This is a genomic window from Methylomonas sp. LL1 (genome assembly GCF_015711015.1).
Lineage (GTDB): Bacteria > Pseudomonadota > Gammaproteobacteria > Methylococcales > Methylomonadaceae > Methylomonas.
The window spans coordinates 4295810-4314282 of sequence record NZ_CP064653.1; the positions used below are offsets into that span (position 1 = coordinate 4295810).

At 50.9% G+C, this 18473-nt stretch carries 21 protein-coding genes; 15 read left to right on the forward strand and 6 right to left on the reverse strand.

All coding sequences use genetic code 11. The features are described 5' to 3' along the window. Positions 1-29: 29 nt before the first annotated feature. Both pmbA and IVG45_RS20200 read left to right on the forward strand, forming a co-directional pair. A complete protein-coding gene (pmbA, locus tag IVG45_RS20195) occupies positions 30-1361 on the forward strand; it encodes a metalloprotease PmbA (RefSeq protein WP_196435543.1) in 1332 nt (443 codons plus the stop codon). Positions 1362-1552: 191 nt separating this feature from the next. Then, entirely contained in the window at positions 1553-2848 is a 1296-nt protein-coding gene (locus IVG45_RS20200) for an HD-GYP domain-containing protein (protein WP_196435544.1), read from the forward strand. 86 nt (positions 2849-2934) lie between these two features. Here IVG45_RS20200 and IVG45_RS20205 read toward each other — a convergent pair whose 3' ends face one another. Together IVG45_RS20205 and thiO are read right to left on the reverse strand one after the other, a co-directional pair. Beyond that, positions 2935-3957: a quinone-dependent dihydroorotate dehydrogenase gene (locus IVG45_RS20205; RefSeq protein WP_196435545.1), complete on the reverse strand. Its 1023-nt coding sequence runs from the start codon at positions 3955-3957 to the stop codon at positions 2935-2937. A gap of 5 nt (positions 3958-3962) precedes the next feature. After that, positions 3963-5054: a glycine oxidase ThiO gene (gene thiO, locus IVG45_RS20210; protein ID WP_196435546.1), complete on the reverse strand. Its 1092-nt coding sequence runs from the start codon at positions 5052-5054 to the stop codon at positions 3963-3965. 371 nt (positions 5055-5425) lie between these two features. Between thiO and IVG45_RS20215 the strand changes: the two genes are divergently transcribed. From IVG45_RS20215 to IVG45_RS20250, 8 genes are all read left to right on the forward strand, one after another. Then, entirely contained in the window at positions 5426-6355 is a 930-nt protein-coding gene (locus IVG45_RS20215; RefSeq protein ID WP_196435547.1) for a porin family protein, read from the forward strand. A gap of 140 nt (positions 6356-6495) precedes the next feature. Next, positions 6496-7440 (forward strand): prolyl aminopeptidase, encoded by a 945-nt coding sequence (gene pip / locus IVG45_RS20220; RefSeq protein ID WP_196435548.1) that lies wholly within the window; start codon positions 6496-6498, stop codon positions 7438-7440. 14 nt (positions 7441-7454) lie between these two features. Beyond that, positions 7455-8042, forward strand: coding sequence for a UbiX family flavin prenyltransferase (locus IVG45_RS20225; RefSeq protein WP_196435549.1), 588 nt, complete (start codon positions 7455-7457; stop codon positions 8040-8042). Positions 8043-8299: 257 nt separating this feature from the next. Beyond that, positions 8300-8947, forward strand: a complete 648-nt coding sequence (gene hxlA, locus IVG45_RS20230) for a 3-hexulose-6-phosphate synthase (protein WP_196435550.1) — start codon at positions 8300-8302, stop codon at positions 8945-8947. A gap of 150 nt (positions 8948-9097) precedes the next feature. Further along, positions 9098-11110, forward strand: coding sequence for a transketolase (gene tkt, locus IVG45_RS20235; RefSeq protein ID WP_196434599.1), 2013 nt, complete (start codon positions 9098-9100; stop codon positions 11108-11110). Positions 11111-11189: 79 nt separating this feature from the next. Next, on the forward strand, positions 11190-11459 hold the full coding sequence (locus IVG45_RS20240; protein WP_196435551.1) for a hypothetical protein: 270 nt from the start codon (positions 11190-11192) through the stop codon (positions 11457-11459). 116 nt (positions 11460-11575) lie between these two features. Next, on the forward strand, positions 11576-12919 hold the full coding sequence (locus IVG45_RS20245) for a hypothetical protein (protein WP_196435552.1): 1344 nt from the start codon (positions 11576-11578) through the stop codon (positions 12917-12919). A 155-nt stretch (positions 12920-13074) separates the two neighbouring features. Next, positions 13075-13419, forward strand: a complete 345-nt coding sequence (locus IVG45_RS20250) for a DUF2782 domain-containing protein (protein WP_196435553.1) — start codon at positions 13075-13077, stop codon at positions 13417-13419. 47 nt (positions 13420-13466) lie between these two features. On the opposite strand, the gene IVG45_RS20255 is transcribed toward IVG45_RS20250, so the two are convergent. Continuing rightward, positions 13467-13868, reverse strand: a complete 402-nt coding sequence (locus tag IVG45_RS20255; RefSeq protein ID WP_230874672.1) for a hypothetical protein — start codon at positions 13866-13868, stop codon at positions 13467-13469. A 247-nt stretch (positions 13869-14115) separates the two neighbouring features. Here IVG45_RS20255 and IVG45_RS20260 point away from each other — a divergent pair, with 247 nt between their 5' ends. Both IVG45_RS20260 and IVG45_RS20265 read left to right on the forward strand, forming a co-directional pair. Beyond that, complete coding sequence (locus IVG45_RS20260; protein WP_196435554.1) at positions 14116-14397, forward strand: hypothetical protein; 282 nt, start codon at positions 14116-14118, stop codon at positions 14395-14397. Between the two features lie 15 nt (positions 14398-14412). After that, positions 14413-15144: a pteridine reductase gene (locus tag IVG45_RS20265; RefSeq protein ID WP_196435555.1), complete on the forward strand. Its 732-nt coding sequence runs from the start codon at positions 14413-14415 to the stop codon at positions 15142-15144. Here IVG45_RS20265 and folK read toward each other — a convergent pair. Further along, entirely contained in the window at positions 15133-15630 is a 498-nt protein-coding gene (folK, locus tag IVG45_RS20270; RefSeq protein ID WP_196435556.1) for a 2-amino-4-hydroxy-6-hydroxymethyldihydropteridine diphosphokinase, read from the reverse strand. The two genes, IVG45_RS20265 and folK, sit on opposite strands and share 12 nt — an antisense overlap. A gap of 1 nt (position 15631) precedes the next feature. Continuing rightward, complete coding sequence (folB, locus tag IVG45_RS20275) at positions 15632-15985, reverse strand: dihydroneopterin aldolase (protein WP_196435557.1); 354 nt, start codon at positions 15983-15985, stop codon at positions 15632-15634. Between the two features lie 87 nt (positions 15986-16072). On the opposite strand from folB, the gene plsY reads away from it, so the two are divergent. Further along, a complete protein-coding gene (gene plsY / locus IVG45_RS20280) occupies positions 16073-16645 on the forward strand; it encodes a glycerol-3-phosphate 1-O-acyltransferase PlsY (RefSeq protein ID WP_196435558.1) in 573 nt (190 codons plus the stop codon). On the opposite strand, the gene tsaD is transcribed toward plsY, so the two are convergent. After that, a complete protein-coding gene (gene tsaD, locus IVG45_RS20285) occupies positions 16642-17655 on the reverse strand; it encodes a tRNA (adenosine(37)-N6)-threonylcarbamoyltransferase complex transferase subunit TsaD (protein WP_196435559.1) in 1014 nt (337 codons plus the stop codon). The genes plsY and tsaD overlap by 4 nt on opposite strands. A gap of 107 nt (positions 17656-17762) precedes the next feature. Between tsaD and rpsU the strand changes: the two genes are divergently transcribed. After that, the gene (rpsU, locus tag IVG45_RS20290) at positions 17763-17996 is read left to right on the forward strand and encodes a 30S ribosomal protein S21 (RefSeq protein ID WP_196435560.1); all 234 of its coding nucleotides are present in this window, start codon (positions 17763-17765) and stop codon (positions 17994-17996) included. 11 nt (positions 17997-18007) lie between these two features. Then, positions 18008-18457 carry a GatB/YqeY domain-containing protein gene (locus tag IVG45_RS20295; protein WP_196435561.1) on the forward strand — a complete coding sequence of 150 codons (450 nt, stop codon included), beginning with the start codon at positions 18008-18010 and terminating at the stop codon, positions 18455-18457. Positions 18458-18473 lie beyond the last annotated feature (16 nt).

Genomic DNA, 18473 nt, shown 5'->3' on the forward strand with positions numbered 1-18473 from the left:
ACCTGTAATCGAATTGAAGAGACTTTAACTTGCAAAATCAGGACGAAATCAACCGTTTGAAAACCGTGGTTCAGACTATTCTGGACGAAGCCAAGCAACAAGGTGCCAGTGCCGCCGAGGCCGCGTTCAGCGTCGATAACGGCCTGTCGGTGTCGGCTCGTTTGGGCGATGTGGAAACCATCGAATACCACTGCGACCAGGGCATAGGTGTCACTGTCTATTTCGGCCGGAAAAAAGGCTCGGCCAGCACCAATGACGTGTCGCCCGATTCCTTGAAGGAAACCGTCAAGGCTGCTTGCAGTATTGCCCGCTATGCCAGCGAGGATGAATATGCCGGCTTGCCCGATCCGGACAGGTTGGCCACCGAATTTCCCGATCTCGACCTTAATCATCCTTGGGCAATCGATGCCGAAAATGCCATTACGCTGGCGATCGAGTGCGAAAACGCCGCGCGCAGTTATGACAAGGCTATCAGCAATTCCGAAGGCGCTTCGGTCAATAGCCATCAAGGTACCCGTGTATTCGGTAACTCCCTGGGATTTTTGCAAGGTTATCAATCCACTCGGCATTCTATTAGCTGTGCGGTATTGGGCGGTAGTGGCGACGCGATGCAGCGTGACTATTGGTATAGCGTGGCGCGCAACCCGGTCTTGATGGAGTCGGCGCGCTATGTCGGCGAAAAGGCCGCGCAACGCACGGTTGCACGTTTGGATGCCCGTAGTCTCAGTACCCGTCAGTGTCCGGTATTGTTCGCGCCGGAAATGGCGTCCGGCTTGATCGGCACCTTATTGGGGGCGATCAGCGGCAGTAGCCTGTATCGTAAATCCTCATTTTTGCTGGATAGTTTGAATACCTCCATTTTGCCCGATTTCGTCCGGATACATGAGCAGCCGTTATTGGTCGGTGGCTTGGGTAGTGCCAGTTACGATGCCGAAGGCGTGGCAACTCAGGCGCGAGACATTGTTAGTCAAGGCATTTTGCGCTCCTATATTCTGAGTACCTATTCGGCCAGAAAATTGGGTATGCAAACCACCGGTAATGCCGGCGGCGTGCATAACCTGATCGTTGAGCCGGGTGAAAACGATTTCGCCGGCATGTTAAAGCTCTTGAACACCGGGTTGCTGGTGACCGAATTGATGGGGCAGGGCGTTAATCGCGTTACCGGCGACTATTCTCGCGGTGCGACCGGGTTTTGGGTGGAAAATGGCGTGATTCAATATCCGGTGCAGGAAATTACCATTGCCGGTAATTTGAAAACCATGTTGCGTAATATGGTGGCCATTGGCAAGGACGTGGATTTGCGCGGTAATATTCAAGTGGGTTCGATTTTGCTGGAGCAGATGGCGATTGCCGGCGAGTGATGCTGAAAGTAAAAGTGTTGATCGGCATCGCTGTGTTTGGCTTGACCTTGTTCAATCCGGCCTTGGTAAGATTAATGGAGTTAATGATCCAGTAATTTTACAATTAGGCCGTAGTAACCTTTTTATACGCCGATATTTCCGTCTAACAACTGAATTCGGCTCGGTGGCCCAAGCCAATTTTGCGGATAGCGATGGACAAAAACAGCAACGATTTATTGATAGACTCGGTCGAACTGGTAAAGATTGATGTCAAGAATCTGAAAGTCGGCATGTTTGTCTCCAAACTGGATCGGCCCTGGCTGGAAACCAAATTTTTATTTCAAGGGTTTGAGTTAAGAAATCAGACCGATATTGAAAACGTGCAAAAACAATGCGATTTTGTATTTATTGATGTCAACAAACAGTCCAAGGTTCCTCAATACGTTGCCCGAAATACCGGATACACCAAGGATTATCTCGAACATGTCGACCCGCCGGGTAAGCGCACATCGTTCAAGCAAGAAATAAAAAGAGCCGGAGTCATCCATCATAAAGCCAGTTCGCTGGTGAAAACCTTCATGGAAGAGGTGCAATTGGGTCGCCCGATTAATGCGGTGGCGGCCAAGAAGGCGGTGTCGGCGTGCGTGGACAGTGTGTTGAATGCGCCGGATGCTTTGTTGCTGATGACGCAATTGAAAAAGCGCGACGAATACACCGCGCAGCACAGCATGAATGTCTGTATTTATTCGATTGCGCTGGGCCGGCAAATCAATCTGTCGACCGAAGAGCTGAATAATGTCGGTTTGTGCGGCATGATGCACGATATGGGCAAAATGCTGGTTCCGCTTGATATTTTGAATAAGCCGGGGCAGCTAACAACCGACGAATTGCCGGTGATGCAAAGTCACACCACCAAGGGTTGGAATCTTTTGTTGAAAACCAGCGGCCTATATCCGGGTGCTATTGACGTTGCTCATATGCATCACGAGCGCTTGGATGGCGCTGGTTATCCTCGCAAATTAAGCGCCGAGCAGATCACGCCCTATTCGCGCATCGTGGCGATTGCCGATATGTACGATGCGGTCAGCAGTGACCGGGTTTATAAGCCGGGCAAGTCGCATCTGGAAGCTATCAAAATTATGACCGACGTTAGCGGGGGACACCTCGATCCGGCGTTGACCATGAAATTCATCGAGTGTCTCGGTATTTATCCGGCCGGCAGTATCGTCGAGCTGGCCAGTGGGCAGATCGCCTTGGTGTTGGAGGTCAATCCCAAGGCCAAGCTGAAGCCCAGGATTATGATCATACAGGAAAAACTGAATAAACCCTGCCTGGAGTATGTGGTCGATTTGGCGATGGTCAGCCAAAATGTCGATGGTCGGCAATTTGCGATCAAAAGGGTGCTTCGGCCCGAAGAATGCGGTGTTGATTTGCTCAATTATTTACAGGGAGGGTTGTTTGAAAAATTGCTGGACGGTGGCCTGCATCAGGAATTAGATCAAAATTAAATTCCGGTAATGGAGCGGCTAATACCGGCAGGGTATAAGGGCCGCTCCAGCAGGTTTAAAGCAGACGTCTTGTTTTTGACGTCTTATCAGTTTCCGGAAAGATTTTTCAAAATCTCTTCGATCATCGCGGGTCCCTTATAAATCAGGCCGCTATATACTTGCACCAAGCTGGCGCCCGCCTCGATTTTTTCGCGGGCATCACTGGCGCCAAGAATGCCTCCGGCGGCAATAATCGGCAGTTTGCCGTTTAATTCCGCCGCCAAACCTTTCACTACCCGTGTCGAACTGTCCTTGACCGGCGCACCGCTCAATCCGCCGGCTTCGTTGGCATGGATATGGCCTTGCACTTTGTCGCGGGCGATTGTGGTGTTGGTGGCGATTACGCCGTCAATGCCGAACTCGACCAGCAACTCGGCAATATGGCGAATCTCGTCATCGGTCAAATCCGGTGCGATTTTGACCGCAATCGGGGTGTATTTACCATGTTGGCTTTGCAGTTTCAGTTGTTCCTGTTTCAGTGCGTCCAGCAAATGCTTGATCTCGTCTCCTTGCTGTAATTGCCGCAGGTTTTTGGTGTTGGGCGAGGAAATGTTGATCGTTACATAGCTGGCCGGCAGGTAGCTTTTACGCAAGCCGATCAAATAGTCCTCGGTGGCATTCTCCAGCGGCGTATCCGCGTTTTTGCCGATATTGATGCCTAAAATGCCCCGATAGCGTCGGTTTTGTACCTGTTGCAGCAAATGGTCGATGCCGAAATTGTTAAAACCCATCCGGTTGATGATGGCCTGATGTTCGGGTAGGCGGAACAAACGCGGTTTGGGATTGCCGGGCTGCGGGCGAGGGGTGACGGTGCCGATTTCGATGAAACCGAAGCCCAGTGCGGCCAGCGCGTCGATATAATCGCCGTTCTTGTCCAGTCCGGCGGCGAGGCCAAGTGGGTTCATAAAATTCAGCCCCATCACACTGATAGGCTGATCGGTCGATCGTGCCCGGTTTAATGCCGACAAGCCGGTTTGTTCGGCTAGTTTCAATAATTTGAGGGTGACATGATGGGCCGTTTCCGGATCTAGGCTGAATAACAACGGGCGCAATACGGGATAAAAATTCATAACGGTTACCGGTTCAGAGCATAAGAAGTGGGATTGATTGCGGGAGGCCTTTGCAAAATCAAGTCGGCCAGCAATCGGGCGGAGGCCGGCCCCATCACCAGGCCATTGCGAAAATGGCCAGCATTGACGCTGAGATTGTCGATATCGGGATGGAAGCCTATGTAGGGAATGCCATCTGGCGTACCGGGGCGTAACCCCGCCCAGTGTTCGCAGACCGGGTAATTTTTTAAGTCCGGCAGTAGATTGATGGCAAAGTTGAATAGGTTTTTCCTGGCTTCGTGGGTGGTGACTTTTTCGAATCCGGCTTGTTCCACCGTGCTGCCGGCCAGAATCTTGCCATCCCGGCGCGGGATTAAATAGCGATCGCCATCCAGAATCATATGCGTCAATGTGTCCGGTTTTGCGTCGAACAGCAGCATCTGTCCGCGTACCGGTTCGATCGGTAGCTGTACCGATGCCTGCGGTAGCCAGATATTTAATAAGTGGCTGGTCCAGGCGCCGGCGCAAACGATGACCTGGGCGGGTTTGAAATGGTGTTGCGTGGTCTTGATATTGGTTAAGCGGCCATGGTTTATTTCAACGGCGCTGATTTCGGCCTGCTCGATAAAGCGGACGCCGAGTCGCAGTAAAAAAGCTTTTAAGGATTTTAGCAGGCGTGGATTGCGGGCCTGGGCAATATCGGGTAACCACAAGGGCTGGTCGACGTCGGTGTTCAGGTTTTCCAGCAGTGCTGTCGGATTGGTTTGGTAAGTGATGTTGCGGTTTTGGCACCAGCGGATAGCCGAAGCGAAATCCGGGTTTTTGCAAATCAGCATTCCGCACGGACGCCATTCCGGATCGATACCGGTGGCGTCATGCAGTTCGCGGCTCAGTGTCGGATAGCTTTTTAGACTGGCGATTACCAAGTCTGAAATGGCTTCGGCCTGGCGCCAGGGATAAATCGGCAGCAAGATGCCACCACCTGCCCATGAAGCTTCCCGGCCTAAATCGGATTTGTCTATCAAGGTAACTTGCCGACCGGCCATTTGCAGTTCGCGCGCGGTCAATAAACCGCTGATGCCTCCGCCTATGATCAGGATATCTATGTCTTGGTTCATCTGAAAACAGTCTATTGGGTTATGGTTCAAAGTAACACGAAATCGCTGGCAGCGGCTTGTTGCGTGATGGAATCGCCACTTATAAGCAGGCTTTGGCGCTAGGTTTTGTGCTGATTTTGTGTATTAGGAGCAACTTATTTCCTCTTGTGCGGATTTTAAACTAAATGTTGTTTTTTTTTAACATTCGATGATTTTTCATTATGAGTATTTTGCAGGTTATTGATATAAATCAATTTTTTTAAACAAAAAAAATAAGCCTAAAACTTGTAAGGCCGGGGTTTTGCTGCTAGTATTGCCTTCGTAGAAAAATACTGTGTTGCCTTAAAGCTAATAGCAGACTATCTAACAACAATAACCCTTGGGGAATGACAATGATTTTGAACAAAACACAATTAGCGCTGGGTATCGCCGCAGCGTCTTTAGCCATGGCCTTTGTTGCCCCGGTACAAGCGGCGGACACCAAAGCCGAGCGTGTTGCCGATGCGGCGGCCAGAAAAACCGAAGCGCTGGAATCTCAAATGCAACAAATGGCTGACCAAATGCAAGCCATGCAAGCCGAATTGAGCCGCGTCAAAGCCTCTTCCGCGCAAGCATCCACCGAATCCGCCAAGGTTCAAGAATTGGATAGCTGGATGGCTTCGATGAAGTCGGCGCCCGCCGCGACAAAAACCAAAGACAACATGGTGTTCTTCCGTGGTGGTTATGCAAATCCTGATAACAAACGCGGCGGAACTCTTGATCCAACTTCTGTTGCAGGTGTTGCCACCAATAGAAACGGTGTTACAACAGGTGCGATTTCAGATAGCGACGCTTGGTATTTCGGCGCTGGTTTCGACTTTAGCCTGAGCGACGATTTGTTCGGTATTTGGGATGGCACCGAGGTGCTGGCCGAGTTGAATGTAGAATACAAAGAATTGGCTGATAAGAAACCTAATGGTCTTTCCGCGCAAGAAGTTGCTGTTGTGAATAGTTTGGGCTTTAATATGCCTAATGCCAATACCGAAAGTGCGACTGTAAACCAGTTGTCTGTTTCCGCTTCGCCAAAAATCAAATTCATGAAAGGCAGCAAATTCCGCCCATGGTTGATTCCGGTTGGTTTTGACATCAACGTCATCAGTCCGCCATCCGATGCGATTACCGTGTTGAACACCGGAATCCAATTCGGTGCCGGTGCGGATTACAACTTGTGGAAAAACCTGTTCGTGGGCGCCGATGTGCGTTATCACTATTCTACCGACGATATCGATGGTGTTCGTACCGACGGTATGACTGCCGGTGGTTACTTGGGTATTGGTTTCTAAGCTTAGAAATCAAGCTTAAGTCCGAAAAGGGGAGGCGAAAGCCTTCCCTTTTTTTATGTCTGTTGGTTGGTGATATACTCAGTTGCTTTGTAAAGCGGGCGTTGTATCGGTTTTATCGCATTTTATTCGCTTGGTGAGTAATGCAATCTCTTTATCCTGACATTTCACCCTTCCACACTTTCTTCCTGGAAACCGACAGTATTCACCAGGTTTACGTTGAACAATCCGGCAATCCGGCCGGCATTCCGGTGATTTTTTTGCATGGTGGTCCTTGTTCCGGCACCAAGCCGGATCATCGGCGTTTTTTCGATCCGGAACGGTACCATATTATGCTGATGGATCAGCGCGGTTGCGGGCGTTCGCAGCCGTTTGGCGAGTTGGAGTCTAACACCACGCAGGATTTGCTGGCGGATTTGGAGGCGATTCGGAAGCAATTACGCATCGATCAATGGTTGTTATTTGGCGGTTCTTGGGGGGGTACGTTGGCACTGTTATACGCCCAGGCCTATCCGCGGCAAGTATTGGGGATGATATTGCGTGGCGTGTTTCTGGCGCGTCGGACAGACATGGAATGGTTTTTACAAAACGGCGCGAACCGCATTTATCCGCAAATTTGGAAGGAAATGCTGGATGCAGTGGGTGCTGAGTCGGGGGAGCAGATTTTGCCAAAATTATGTGATGCGATATTTGGCGATGATCAATCCGCGGCGGAGCGTGCCGCATTGCATTGGCAATTATGGGGAGGTCAAGTGGCCTTGGGTGCCGACTTTTTACCCAATGATCTGGCGCTGGATTCACGGGCGGTCAAGCAGGTGCAAATGGAACTGCATTATGCGCGCAACGCTTATTTCATTGCCGAAGACCAGATTCTGCAAAATTGCGCGGCATTACGGGATATTCCGGCTATCATTATCCATGGGCAGAACGATTTGACCTGTCCGCTGGAGGCTGGTTGGCTTTTACATCGGGCCTTGCCGCATGCTGGCTATCGGGTTTTACCGAATGCTGGCCATGTTGCCAAGGGCGAGGAAATGATAGATGCCTTGGTCGCCGCCAGTGATCAAATGGCAAGGATTCTGTCTTAAATATCAGGATAAACATGGCAAAGATAAAGCGACTGGTCATTGCAATGACCGGAGCTACCGGTGCGATTTACGGTGTGCGCATGTTGCAAGTGCTGAAGGAGTTGCCGGAATGGGAGACACATCTGGTGATTTCATCCGCGGGTTTGGTCAATTTGAAATACGAGCTGGATATGGATCGTGCGGCGTTGTATCAATTGGCGGATGTCACGCACGGCATTAACGACATTGCGTCGTGTATCGCCAGTGGTTCGTTCAAAACCGAGGGGGTGGTGATTGCGCCGTGTTCGATGAAGACGCTGGCCGCGGTTGCGCATGGGTTTGGCGATAATTTGATTTCTCGTTCCGCCGATGTGGCGTTGAAGGAAAGGCGAAAAACGCTACTGGTTCCACGAGAAACGCCGTTGAACTTGGCGCATATCCGTAATATGGCGGCCGTTACCGAGATGGGGGGTATTATTTTTCCGCCAATGCCGGCGTTTTACAATAAGACCGACTCCGTCAAGGCTATGGTGGACGAAGGTGTTGGGCGCATCCTGGACATGTTTGGGGTGGCGGTAGAGGGGCTTTACACGCCGTGGAATGGTTTGACCGGCGAAAAATGAAAGTGACTGAATATTTTGATGGATTCGCCGCGTATTTCGAGGTGAGTTTGAGTAAAAAACAATCAAAAAAGAAAATTAGCGGTAAATGGCAGGCTTTCAATTGACAGGGTACCTTGTTCTGATTTAGAGTTGCTGCCAGCTTTTTTATTGCCCATCAACCACGGTTGTTTCCTTGCCTACTTTGGGTAAGGTTTTCCAAGTGTTGATCGGCGGCCCTTATAACAATAACTGTAACTGTAACAATCGGAGCACATCTCATGGCAAGACCATTAATTCAAATGGCGTTGGACTCACTGGATTTCGACCAAACCGTAGCATTGGCTGATCAAGTAGCGCCTTATGTGGACATTTTTGAAATTGGTACCCCTTGCATCAAATACAACGGTATCAATCTGGTAAAAGAACTGAGAAATCGTTTCCCGGACAAACTGTTGTTGGTTGACCTGAAAACCATGGACGCTGGCGAATACGAAGCTGGCGCTTTCTATGCTGCTGGCGCGGATATCTGCACCGTATTGGGCGTATCCGGACTGGCAACCATCGCCGGCGTAATCAAAGCGGCTAAAAAACATGCCGCCGAAGTTCAAATCGACTTGATCAACGTGGCCGACAAAGCAGACTGCGCAAGAGAATCCGTGAAATTGGGCGCGCAAATCGTCGGTATTCACACTGGTCTGGATGCACAAGCGGCTGGCCAAACACCATTCGGCGACTTGAATGACATCGCTCGTCTGGGTCTGGGCGTTCGCATTTCCGTTGCCGGCGGTATCAAACCCGCAACCGTTCAACAAGTCGTTGAGGCCGGTGCAAACATCATCGTTGTTGGCGCGGCTATCTACGGCGCGCCATGCCCCGCAACAGCTGCTCGCGAAATTCGCGAACTGGTTGACGCTGCAGCTGCATAAGCCTGCTTTGGCATCACCTAGCTTTTCTTAAGCAAGCCGAGGACGAGTGGCAAACGCCACCCGTCCTTTGTTCGTTTTAAAAACCAGAATTATTAGCGGCAATTGCGCCGCACACTCAGCATTCATCACACGTTTAAAAAGGAGACTAACATGCCTTCGCGTCGAGACTTAGCGAACGCCATCCGCGCACTCAGCATGGACGCCGTACAAAAAGCCAACTCAGGACACCCTGGAGCCCCGATGGGGATGGCTGACATTGCGGAAGTATTGTGGAACGATTTTCTGCAACACAACCCTAGCAACCCAAAATGGGCCAACCGCGACCGTTTCATCCTGTCCAACGGTCACGGCTCCATGCTGATTTATTCCTTGTTGCATTTGGCCGGCTACAACCTGCCGATCGAAGAATTGAAACAGTTCCGCCAACTGCACTCACAAACCCCAGGCCATCCTGAATACGGTTATACCGACGGCGTTGAAACCACCACCGGTCCTCTGGGTCAAGGCATCACCAATGCCGTGGGTTTCGCCCTGGCGGAACGCACCCTGGCCGGTCAATTCAACCGTCCCGGTCACGACATCGTCGATCACCACACTTACGTATTCATGGGTGACGGCTGCCTGATGGAAGGCATCTCCCACGAAGCCTGCTCACTGGCCGGCTCGATGAAACTGGGCAAACTGATCGCCTTCTACGACGACAACAACATTTCCATCGACGGCGAAGTACGTGGTCACGGCAACGTTAACGGCTGGTTCCTGGACGACACTCCGAAACGTTTCGAAGCCTACGGCTGGCACGTCATCCCCAAAGTCGACGGCCACAACCCCGATGCAGTCAAAAAAGCCATCGAAGAAGCCAAAAAAGTCAGCGACAAACCGACCATCATCTGCTGCCAAACCATCATCGGTTTCGGTTCGCCGAACAAACAAGGCAAGGAAGAGTGTCATGGTGCCGCGCTGGGTGAAGCTGAAATTGCACTGACCCGCGAACAACTGGGCTGGCCGCATGCGCCGTTCGAAATCCCCGCCGACATCAAAGCGGCTTGGGATGCCAATGCCAAAGGTGCACGTCTGGAAAGTGCCTGGAACGACAAATTTGCTGCTTACCAAGCCGCTCACCCCGAATTGGCTGCGGAATTTAAACGCCGCATGGCCGGCGAACTGCCAGCCGATTGGGCGGAAAAATCCAATGCCTTCATCGCCGAAGTCAATGCCAAAGGCGAAACCATCGCCAGCCGCAAAGCCTCGCAAAACACCCTGAACGGCTTCGGCCCGTTGTTGCCGGAACTGCTGGGCGGCTCCGCCGACCTGGCCGGTTCTAACCTGACCTTGTGGTCAGGCTGCAAAGACGTCTGCGCCCCCGGTCATGACGGTAACTACATCTACTACGGCGTCCGTGAATTCGGCATGAGCGCCATCATGAACGGCCTCGTGCTGCACGGCGGCTTCAAGCCTTACGGCGCCACCTTCCTGATGTTCTCGGAATACGCCCGTAACGCCCTGCGTATGGCGGCACTGATGAAAGCACCGACCATCTTCGTCTACACCCACGACTCCATCGGTCTGGGCGAAGACGGTCCGACTCACCAACCGATCGAGCAAACCGCTACCTTGCGCATGATTCCCAACATGCAAGTCTGGCGCCCCTGCGATGCGGTCGAGTCTGCTGTCAGCTGGAAAGCCGCGATCGAACGCAAAGACGGTCCCAGCACCCTGATCTTCTCGCGTCAAAACCTGCCGCACATGGCACGCAGCCAAGCGCAGATCGACGCGATCGGCAAAGGCGGCTACATCTTGAAAGACAGCGACGGTACACCGGATGCGATCATCATCGCCACCGGCTCCGAAGTCGAACTGGCCGTGAAAGCGGCGGAAGCCTTGGCTGCCAAAGGCAAGAAAATCCGCGTGGTGTCCATGCCGTCGACCAACGTGTTCGAAGCGCAAGACCAAGCTTACAAAGACAGCGTATTGCCGCCTAGCATCGGCAATCGCGTGGTGGTTGAGGCTGGCGTCACCGATAGTTGGTGGAAATATGCCGGCAGCAATGGCAAAATCGTAGGTTTAGACCGCTTCGGCGAATCCGCGCCAGCCGGACAGCTGTTCAAGGAGTTCGGCTTTACCGTGGAAAATGTCGTAGCCAACGTGGAAGCAGTGCTGTAATTAAGACGGTGATAACCGGTTCTTGTTGGGGTATCCGGCAAGGACCGGTGTTTTAACTATGTAGAGTAAGGTGAACAATATGAAAAAAACGCAATTGAACCAAGGAATACTCGGTGGGTTATTATTAATCGCTTCGGCTGTGAATGCGCAGGATTATCCGGCAGCGGATTTTCAGCCTAAAGTGATATTCAGGGATGAGTCGGTTATTGAGTCGGATGCGAAGTCCGCATCGGTTCCTTGTGTAAACAAGGAAGCCGAATCCAAATCAGAACAGGTTGTAGCGGAAGTTGATGCTAAATATCCGGCCAGCAGTTTTCAGCCTAAAGTGATTTTTAGCGAAGCTAATTAGAATAAAAATTAAGCGATTGTGGCCTGTTTTTGTTATGGGCGCGTTACGTTAAAAGAAGGTGTAAACAGCCAAGTGCTTGTTGTGCACGACATTAATTCATTCAGGAGTATTCTCAAATGAAGAAAAACAGTTTGATGAATAGCTTATTCGGCATATTGCCGCCCTTATTTTTCGATAAGCCTTCTGTTGGCCGTGTCGTCGAAAGTAGGGGCGATGCCGGCGGAGAAGACGCGCAATTGACCGGCGTCGCCCGTTATTTACAAAAGCTTGAGCCAAAAGTAGAAGAAATCATCGCCGATGACCAGTTGACCGGCGTGGCAAAATATTTAGCACGGCAGCAGGCGTTGGAAGAGGCGCGCAAGCCAGAGCCGGTTGTTGAAGAATCAGAACCGGAAGTTATAGAAGAGATTGTCGAGTCCGCGCCCGAGCCAAGCGGGGTTGAGAAATATCTTTCTCATCAGAATGAAAATCCGATCACTCGGGTTGCCAAATATTTGCTGAAGCAATCGATTTTATCCCGTGAAATTCCGGTGACCGGTGTTGCAAAATACGTCACTAAGCAAGAGCATGACGGTCATGTAGTGACCGGCGTTGCCAAGTATGTGACCATGCAAGGCATGCGTGAAAGTGCGGCGCCCGGCGTTACCGGGGTGGCTAAATATGTGCTGAAAAATCAGCTGTTGACCAAGGAAGCGCCGGTTGTAACCGGTGTCGCCAAGTATGTTAGCAAGCAAACCCTGTTAGCCAAGGATGCGCCCAAGATTACCGGTGTGGCCAGTTATATCAAAACCTTGGAAAAGTTGGAGCATGAACAGGTGCCTGCAACCGGTGTGGCCAAGTTTTTGGCCGAGCAGTCCGTGCAGGCGAAAAAAGCGGCCGCGGCCGCTTTGGTTGCCCGCTATGTGGAACAGGAGGCCAGAATGCAAGCGGAAAAAGCTCAAGCTCAAGCGAATCAGGCAGAGGAGATTCAACCCGAAGCAGTATCGAGTGAGGCATTCGAAGGCTCTCGAGTGGCTATATACATCGCTAAGCAAGCGGCTGCCGCACAGGACAAACCCACCGGCGTGGCTCGTTATCTGGCCAAGCAACTTCAATTGCAAAGTCAGGCGGAACCCGTCAGCAGTGTTGCCAAATATCTGGCAAAACAAGCGACATTGGCCAGACAGCAGCCACCACTGACCGGCGTCAGTAAATATTTGGCCAAACAGATTTTGGTCGCCAAGCCCGTGGCTGAAATCAGTTCCGTCAGCAAATATGTAATGCGTCAGGAACTGCTGAACAGGGACACGGCGGAGTCGACCGGTGTGGCTAGATATGTTTCCAAGCAAACCGTATTGACCAGGGATGTGGCGCCGGTTTCCGGGGTTGAGCGATACATGGCAAGACAGTCCGTTCATGCCGATGACGCCGGTTATGTTAGAACCACCGGAGTCGAAAAGTATTTGCGCAAACAAGCCTGATTAGATAGGCGAGTTCGAGGAAGGCCAATACTCCTGTTCAAGGGGTATTGGTTTTTTTTCGGCCGTAAGAAGTCGGCTTGGATTGTTTTATAGTCCACAACTATTCCGAAACTGGTTTATTATGCCTACCCAACCTGACTTTTTTAGAGATTCGAATGTTTCGCCAGTTAAGTTTTAGTCTGCTGTTTCTATTGCCGGTTATGGCTTGGTCGGAACAAGCATTGGAAGAGCCGCCTGCGGTTCCCGAGCCGCCTGAATTACCGCCACGGGTGCAGTCCGGGGAAGAGATGGAGCCTGATATTACCATTATCCGCAAGGGCAAGGAGACTATTCAGGAATACCGCAGAAACGGTCAGCTTTATATGATTAAGGTCCAGCCTCAAGTGGGGCCACCGTATTATTTGTTGGACACCAATAACGATGGGCGTATGGATGTTAAAAAAAATGACCTGGATAAAAACACCAACATCAATTTATGGACGATATTCGAGTGGGATTAAAACCAGGGGTCGCCGCTTTGTCGGTTTAATCAAAGCGGCGGATTGAGCTATTCAGATACTTTCAGCAGCCAGCCGTCCTCGGCGTCGCATTTGCTGACTTTTGATTTCAGCATGACGGATATGCGTACCACGGTGTTTTTAATGCCATCGGGCAATTTGCCTTTAACCAGATAAAAAGTTTCCTTGTCTTCAAAAGTGACATCAATGGGTTGTTGCTTGATGCTGACATGGATATGTCCGGGGCCATTGCTGCCGGACGCGGCAAATGAAAACTCGGATCCGGGCGCGACGGTGGCTAAGTGCTCGGGTTTGAAGCGGCTTATTTTGGCTTTGATGCAAGACGCGCCATCGCTACCTCCACCGTGTCCGATATGGCCGGTCGATTGTGCCCAGGACATGCCGCAAAAGCCAAGCACGAATACGGCCACCAGAGATCTAAATGTCTGCACGGTTTTCTCCTTATTATTGTTAATCGTGAAACGGCTAGGGATTATATGTCCTCGGCATATAACTTTGAAGCTTGAAAAATCAAACCATACTCCAAGGCAGGTATTTTCGGAGCCATTTACTGGCGGATTGAATTGTGGCAGCGTAAGTGTCAAATAATCGATTTGGTTGATGTTTGCAGGGATTTTGATTAAATTGGATTTTCCAAGCATGTGCGTGGTTTTAAAACAATAATAAGAGGATGGGGTTATGTTATTTCTGGCTAAATTGTTCGGCATTCTTACCTTGGTTTGGTTTTATTTGACAGCTAAAAGTCATAATGCGCCGCTAGTAAACTGGTCCGTGATCGGGTTAATTGGTTATTGGTTGACTTGGTGGTTGTCCAAAATGTTGATTGTGGTGCCATTAGCGGGCATGGTACCCAAACATTCCGTGATGGAGTTTTTGTTGACTCAATTGCCCGTGGTTTGTGCGGTAGGCGCCTGCTTCCTGATCAGAAAGAAACTGATCGCGAGTGTGTCCGCAGCTTAATTATTATCTTTTTGAATGAGTAAGGTTGCGCTGATAACCGGAGCGGCCAGGCGCATCGGAGCGGCCTGTGCTCGCTTATTACATCAGCAGGGCTATAACCTGATTCTGCATTACCGCACCGCGCTGCGGGAGTCTCGGCAACTGGCCGAGGATTTAAATGCGATACGCCCGGATTCTGTATGCTTAATTAAAGCGGATTTGTTGGAATTGGATCAGGTCAATACGCTTGCCGAACAAGCATTGGCTTTTTGGGGTGAGCTAGATGTGCTGGTCAATAATGCCTCGTTGTTTTATGCCGGTAAGATTGGTGATGTTACCGAGCAAGACTGGAATGACTTATTGGGTAGTAATTTGAAAGCGCCCTTTTTTCTATCTCAGGCATTGGCACCGGCATTGGTGCGGCGTGGTGGTTGCATTGTCAATATCGCCGATATTCATGCTGAAAGAGGTTTGCAGGGCTTTCCTGTTTACAGTATTGCCAAGGCCGGGGTGGTGGCAATGACCAAGTGTCTGGCCAAGGAATTGGCGCCGAAAGTGCGGGTTAATGCGGTGGCTCCGGGGGCGATTTTATGGCCGGATCATCAGTTGAGTGATGAGCGGAAAGTCGAAATATTGCAAAAAGTGGCCTTGCAGCGTTGCGGACATGCCGATGATATTGCTCGCGCGGTGCGGTTTTTAGTTGAAGAGGCCGATTATATTACCGGCCATATTTTAACGGTCGACGGCGGCAGAATGCTATTTAGCTGAGCTATCGAGTTTTATTTTGGTTTGTTTCAAGCCTTGTTTGTTGAAATTTTGCCAGAGTTCTTGATAGGTTTTTCCGCTCACTGGGTGGCTTTGGTTCGGCGCTATTTCGGCCAAGGGTTCCAATACAAAGGCATAGCGTTCGATTTCGTCGCGCGGGATTTGCAAGCGGCCATCGCTGATAATCTGGTCGCCATACAAAATCAAATCCAAGTCCAGGGTGCGAGCCGAGAATTTTTGTGATTCACGGCTGCGGCCATGGTCCAGCTCTATTTGGCGCAATAGGCGGGCAACATCCTTTGCGGGTAATTCCGATTGAAAGCCTACCACCAAATTGTAAAAGCTATCGCCGACAAAACCGACAGCTTCGGTTTCATAAATGCTGGAGGTCGATAACTCGCCAAATACCTGTTCCAGTGCTTTCAGGCTGGAGGGGATGTGGGCTTCCTTGTCGATGTTGCTGCCGATGCTGATGTAACCGGTAGGCATGTTATTTGTGTCCGCGTTCGATAATGATGCCGACGTCACGCGCTTTGCTGATGGCGCCTTTCTTGTTTAGGACGATTTTTACCCAAGGAATCGGGAATTCGTTCAGTAAAATTTTGGCGATTTCTTCGATCAGAGTCTCCACCAATAAAAATTCGCTGTTTTCGACAAAAGTGACAATCCGGTCGGATACGGTCTTGTAGTCGAGGGCGAAGGCGATGTCGTCGGTGGTTGCGGCTTTTTGAATGTCAAAAGCCATTTCGATATCCAGTACGATTTTTTGCTTGATCGTGCGTTCCCAATCGTAAATGCCGATGACGGTTTCAATTTCAAGGCCGCCTAAAAAGATGATGTCCATTGTTGCTTTCCGGTTATTATATTTTTGTTATATCAGTATCGAGTAAATGGCTCGACTGCACAAGTTTTGATGAGAGAGGTTGATTGAATGATGGAATGGTTGCTCGTACCCTTGGCTTATTTAACCGGTTCGGTGTCCAGTGCGATTATTGTCTGCAAGATGATGGGGTTGGTCGATCCTAGGGAGAATGGTTCGGGCAATCCCGGCGCAACCAATGTCATGCGCATAGGCGGTAAAAAGGCCGCGGCGATCACCCTGGCGGGAGATGCGTTGAAAGGTTTGGTGCCTGTGTTACTCGGTCAGGCGCTGGGGGTGGATAGCCTAGTATTGTCGCTAATCGTGTTTGCGGCTTTTTTGGGGCACTTGTATCCGGTCTTTTTTGGATTTAAAGGTGGTAAGGGCGTGGCAACCTCGCTTGGGGTTACGTTGGGAGTGCATTGGCTATTAGGTTTTGCGGTCTTGGGAACCTGGATTGTGGTTTACAAGATCGGCAAGATTTCTTCGTTGGCGGCATTGGTAGCCGCAACCTTGGCGCCGGTTTTTGTCTGGTTGATAGTGGGCGACGTCAGTTTGCTGGTAACTTTTGTGCTGATTTCCTTGATTTTATTGTGGCGGCACAAAGGCAATATCCAGCGTCTTCTAGCGGGGCAGGAATCTTAATCTAGTCCCAATAGTTCATCTATTGGCCAGCGAGGGCGGGCGAAAATGTCCAAAGGCTGGCTCTGTCCGGCCCGTAGGCGTTGACAGCCGGCATAGGCGATCATCGCACCGTTATCAGTGCAAAACTCCGGGCGGGGGAAATAAACACTCGCCCGTTCTTTTTGACTCATTTGTTGCAGTTGCCTGCGGATTTCCTGATTGGCGCTGACACCGCCGGCTACGATTAATCTGTCCAAGCCGGTTTGTTGCAGTGCCCGTTTGCATTTGATCGCAAGGGTTTCCGCCATGGCTTGCTGAAAGGCAAAAGCAATGTCGGCTTTGTCTTGATGCGTTTTAGTGCTGGTGTTGAAGGTGTTCAACGTGAAGGTTTTCAGGCCGCTAAAGCTGAAGTCCAGTCCTGGTCTGTCGGTCATCGGGCGTGGAAATTTATAGCGGGCTTGGCCTTGTGCTGCTAGTTGTGCCAGGGCCGGGCCGCCGGGATAGTCGAGTCCGAGCAGTTTGGCGGTTTTGTCAAAAGCTTCGCCGGCGGCGTCGTCGAGCGATTCGCCGAGTAACCGGTAGCGGCCAACGCCGGCGACTTCGATTAGTAAAGTGTGTCCGCCTGAAATCAGCAGGGCCACGAATGGAAAAGGTGGTGGCTCGTGTTCCAGCATCGGCGCCAGTAAGTGGCCTTCCATGTGATGCACGGCTATTGCCGGTACTTGCCAGGTCCAGGCCAAGCTGCGGGCGGTGGCGGCTCCAACCAGTAGTGCTCCCATCAGGCCGGGGCCAGCCGTATAGGCGATGCCGCCGATGGCTGAAGCAGTTAGTCCGGCATCCGCCAAAACTTGCTTGATCAATGGAGTTAATTTGCGAATATGGTCGCGTGAGGCCAGCTCCGGCACTACGCCGCCGTACTCGTTATGAGTCTGTACCTGGCTGTACAATGTATGAGAAATCAGTCCTTTGTCGGCATGGTAAATGGCAACGGCGGTTTCGTCGCAGGAGGTTTCTATGCCTAAAACGTACATTAATTTTTTGAATAAAAGTATTTTGTCGGTATAATCGGGCGGTTTTACAGGGCTGGTTTCTTGCCTGAAGATTTTTTGAAATACTAACACAATTCGGATTATTGATAATGCCATCAGTTAAAGTTAAAGAAAACGAACATTTCGACATCGCAATTCGCCGCTTCAAACGTGCTTGTGAGAAAGCCGGCGTATTGGCCGAAGTGCGTCGTCGCGAGTTTTATGAAAAACCAACCACCGAGCGTAAGCGTAAAGGTGCCGCCGCAGTTAAGCGCCATCTGAAAAAATTGGCGCGCGAGCGTTATGCGTTGAAAAACCTGCGTCGTGGTCGCCCGCAAGCATAAGGTTGTTGAATATGGATTCGTTAAAGGAGCGTATCAGGGATGATATGAAGGCCTCGATGAAGAGTGGTGCCAAAGCCAGATTAGGCGTTATCCGCATGATACTGGCCGCCATTAAGCAGGTCGAGGTGGATGAGCGTGTCGAGTTGGGCGATGACAGGGTTATTGTCGTGCTCGATAAAATGCTCAAACAGCGTCGTGAATCGATCAGGCAGTACCGCGATGCCAATCGTAACGATTTGGCCGAGATTGAGGAGGCCGAGATTCTGGTCATACAGGATTTCTTGCCGCAAGCGCTGACCGAGGCCGAGATTGATCAAATGGTGATCAAGGCTATCGCCGAAACTGGTGCAGCTTCGATCAAGGATATGGGGAGCGTGATGGCGCTGCTGAAGCCGCAAATGCAGGGTCGGGCCGATATGGCGGTTGTCAGTGCAAGGATTAAGGCTGGTTTTTCCGCATAAATCGCGCCCCCGTTGT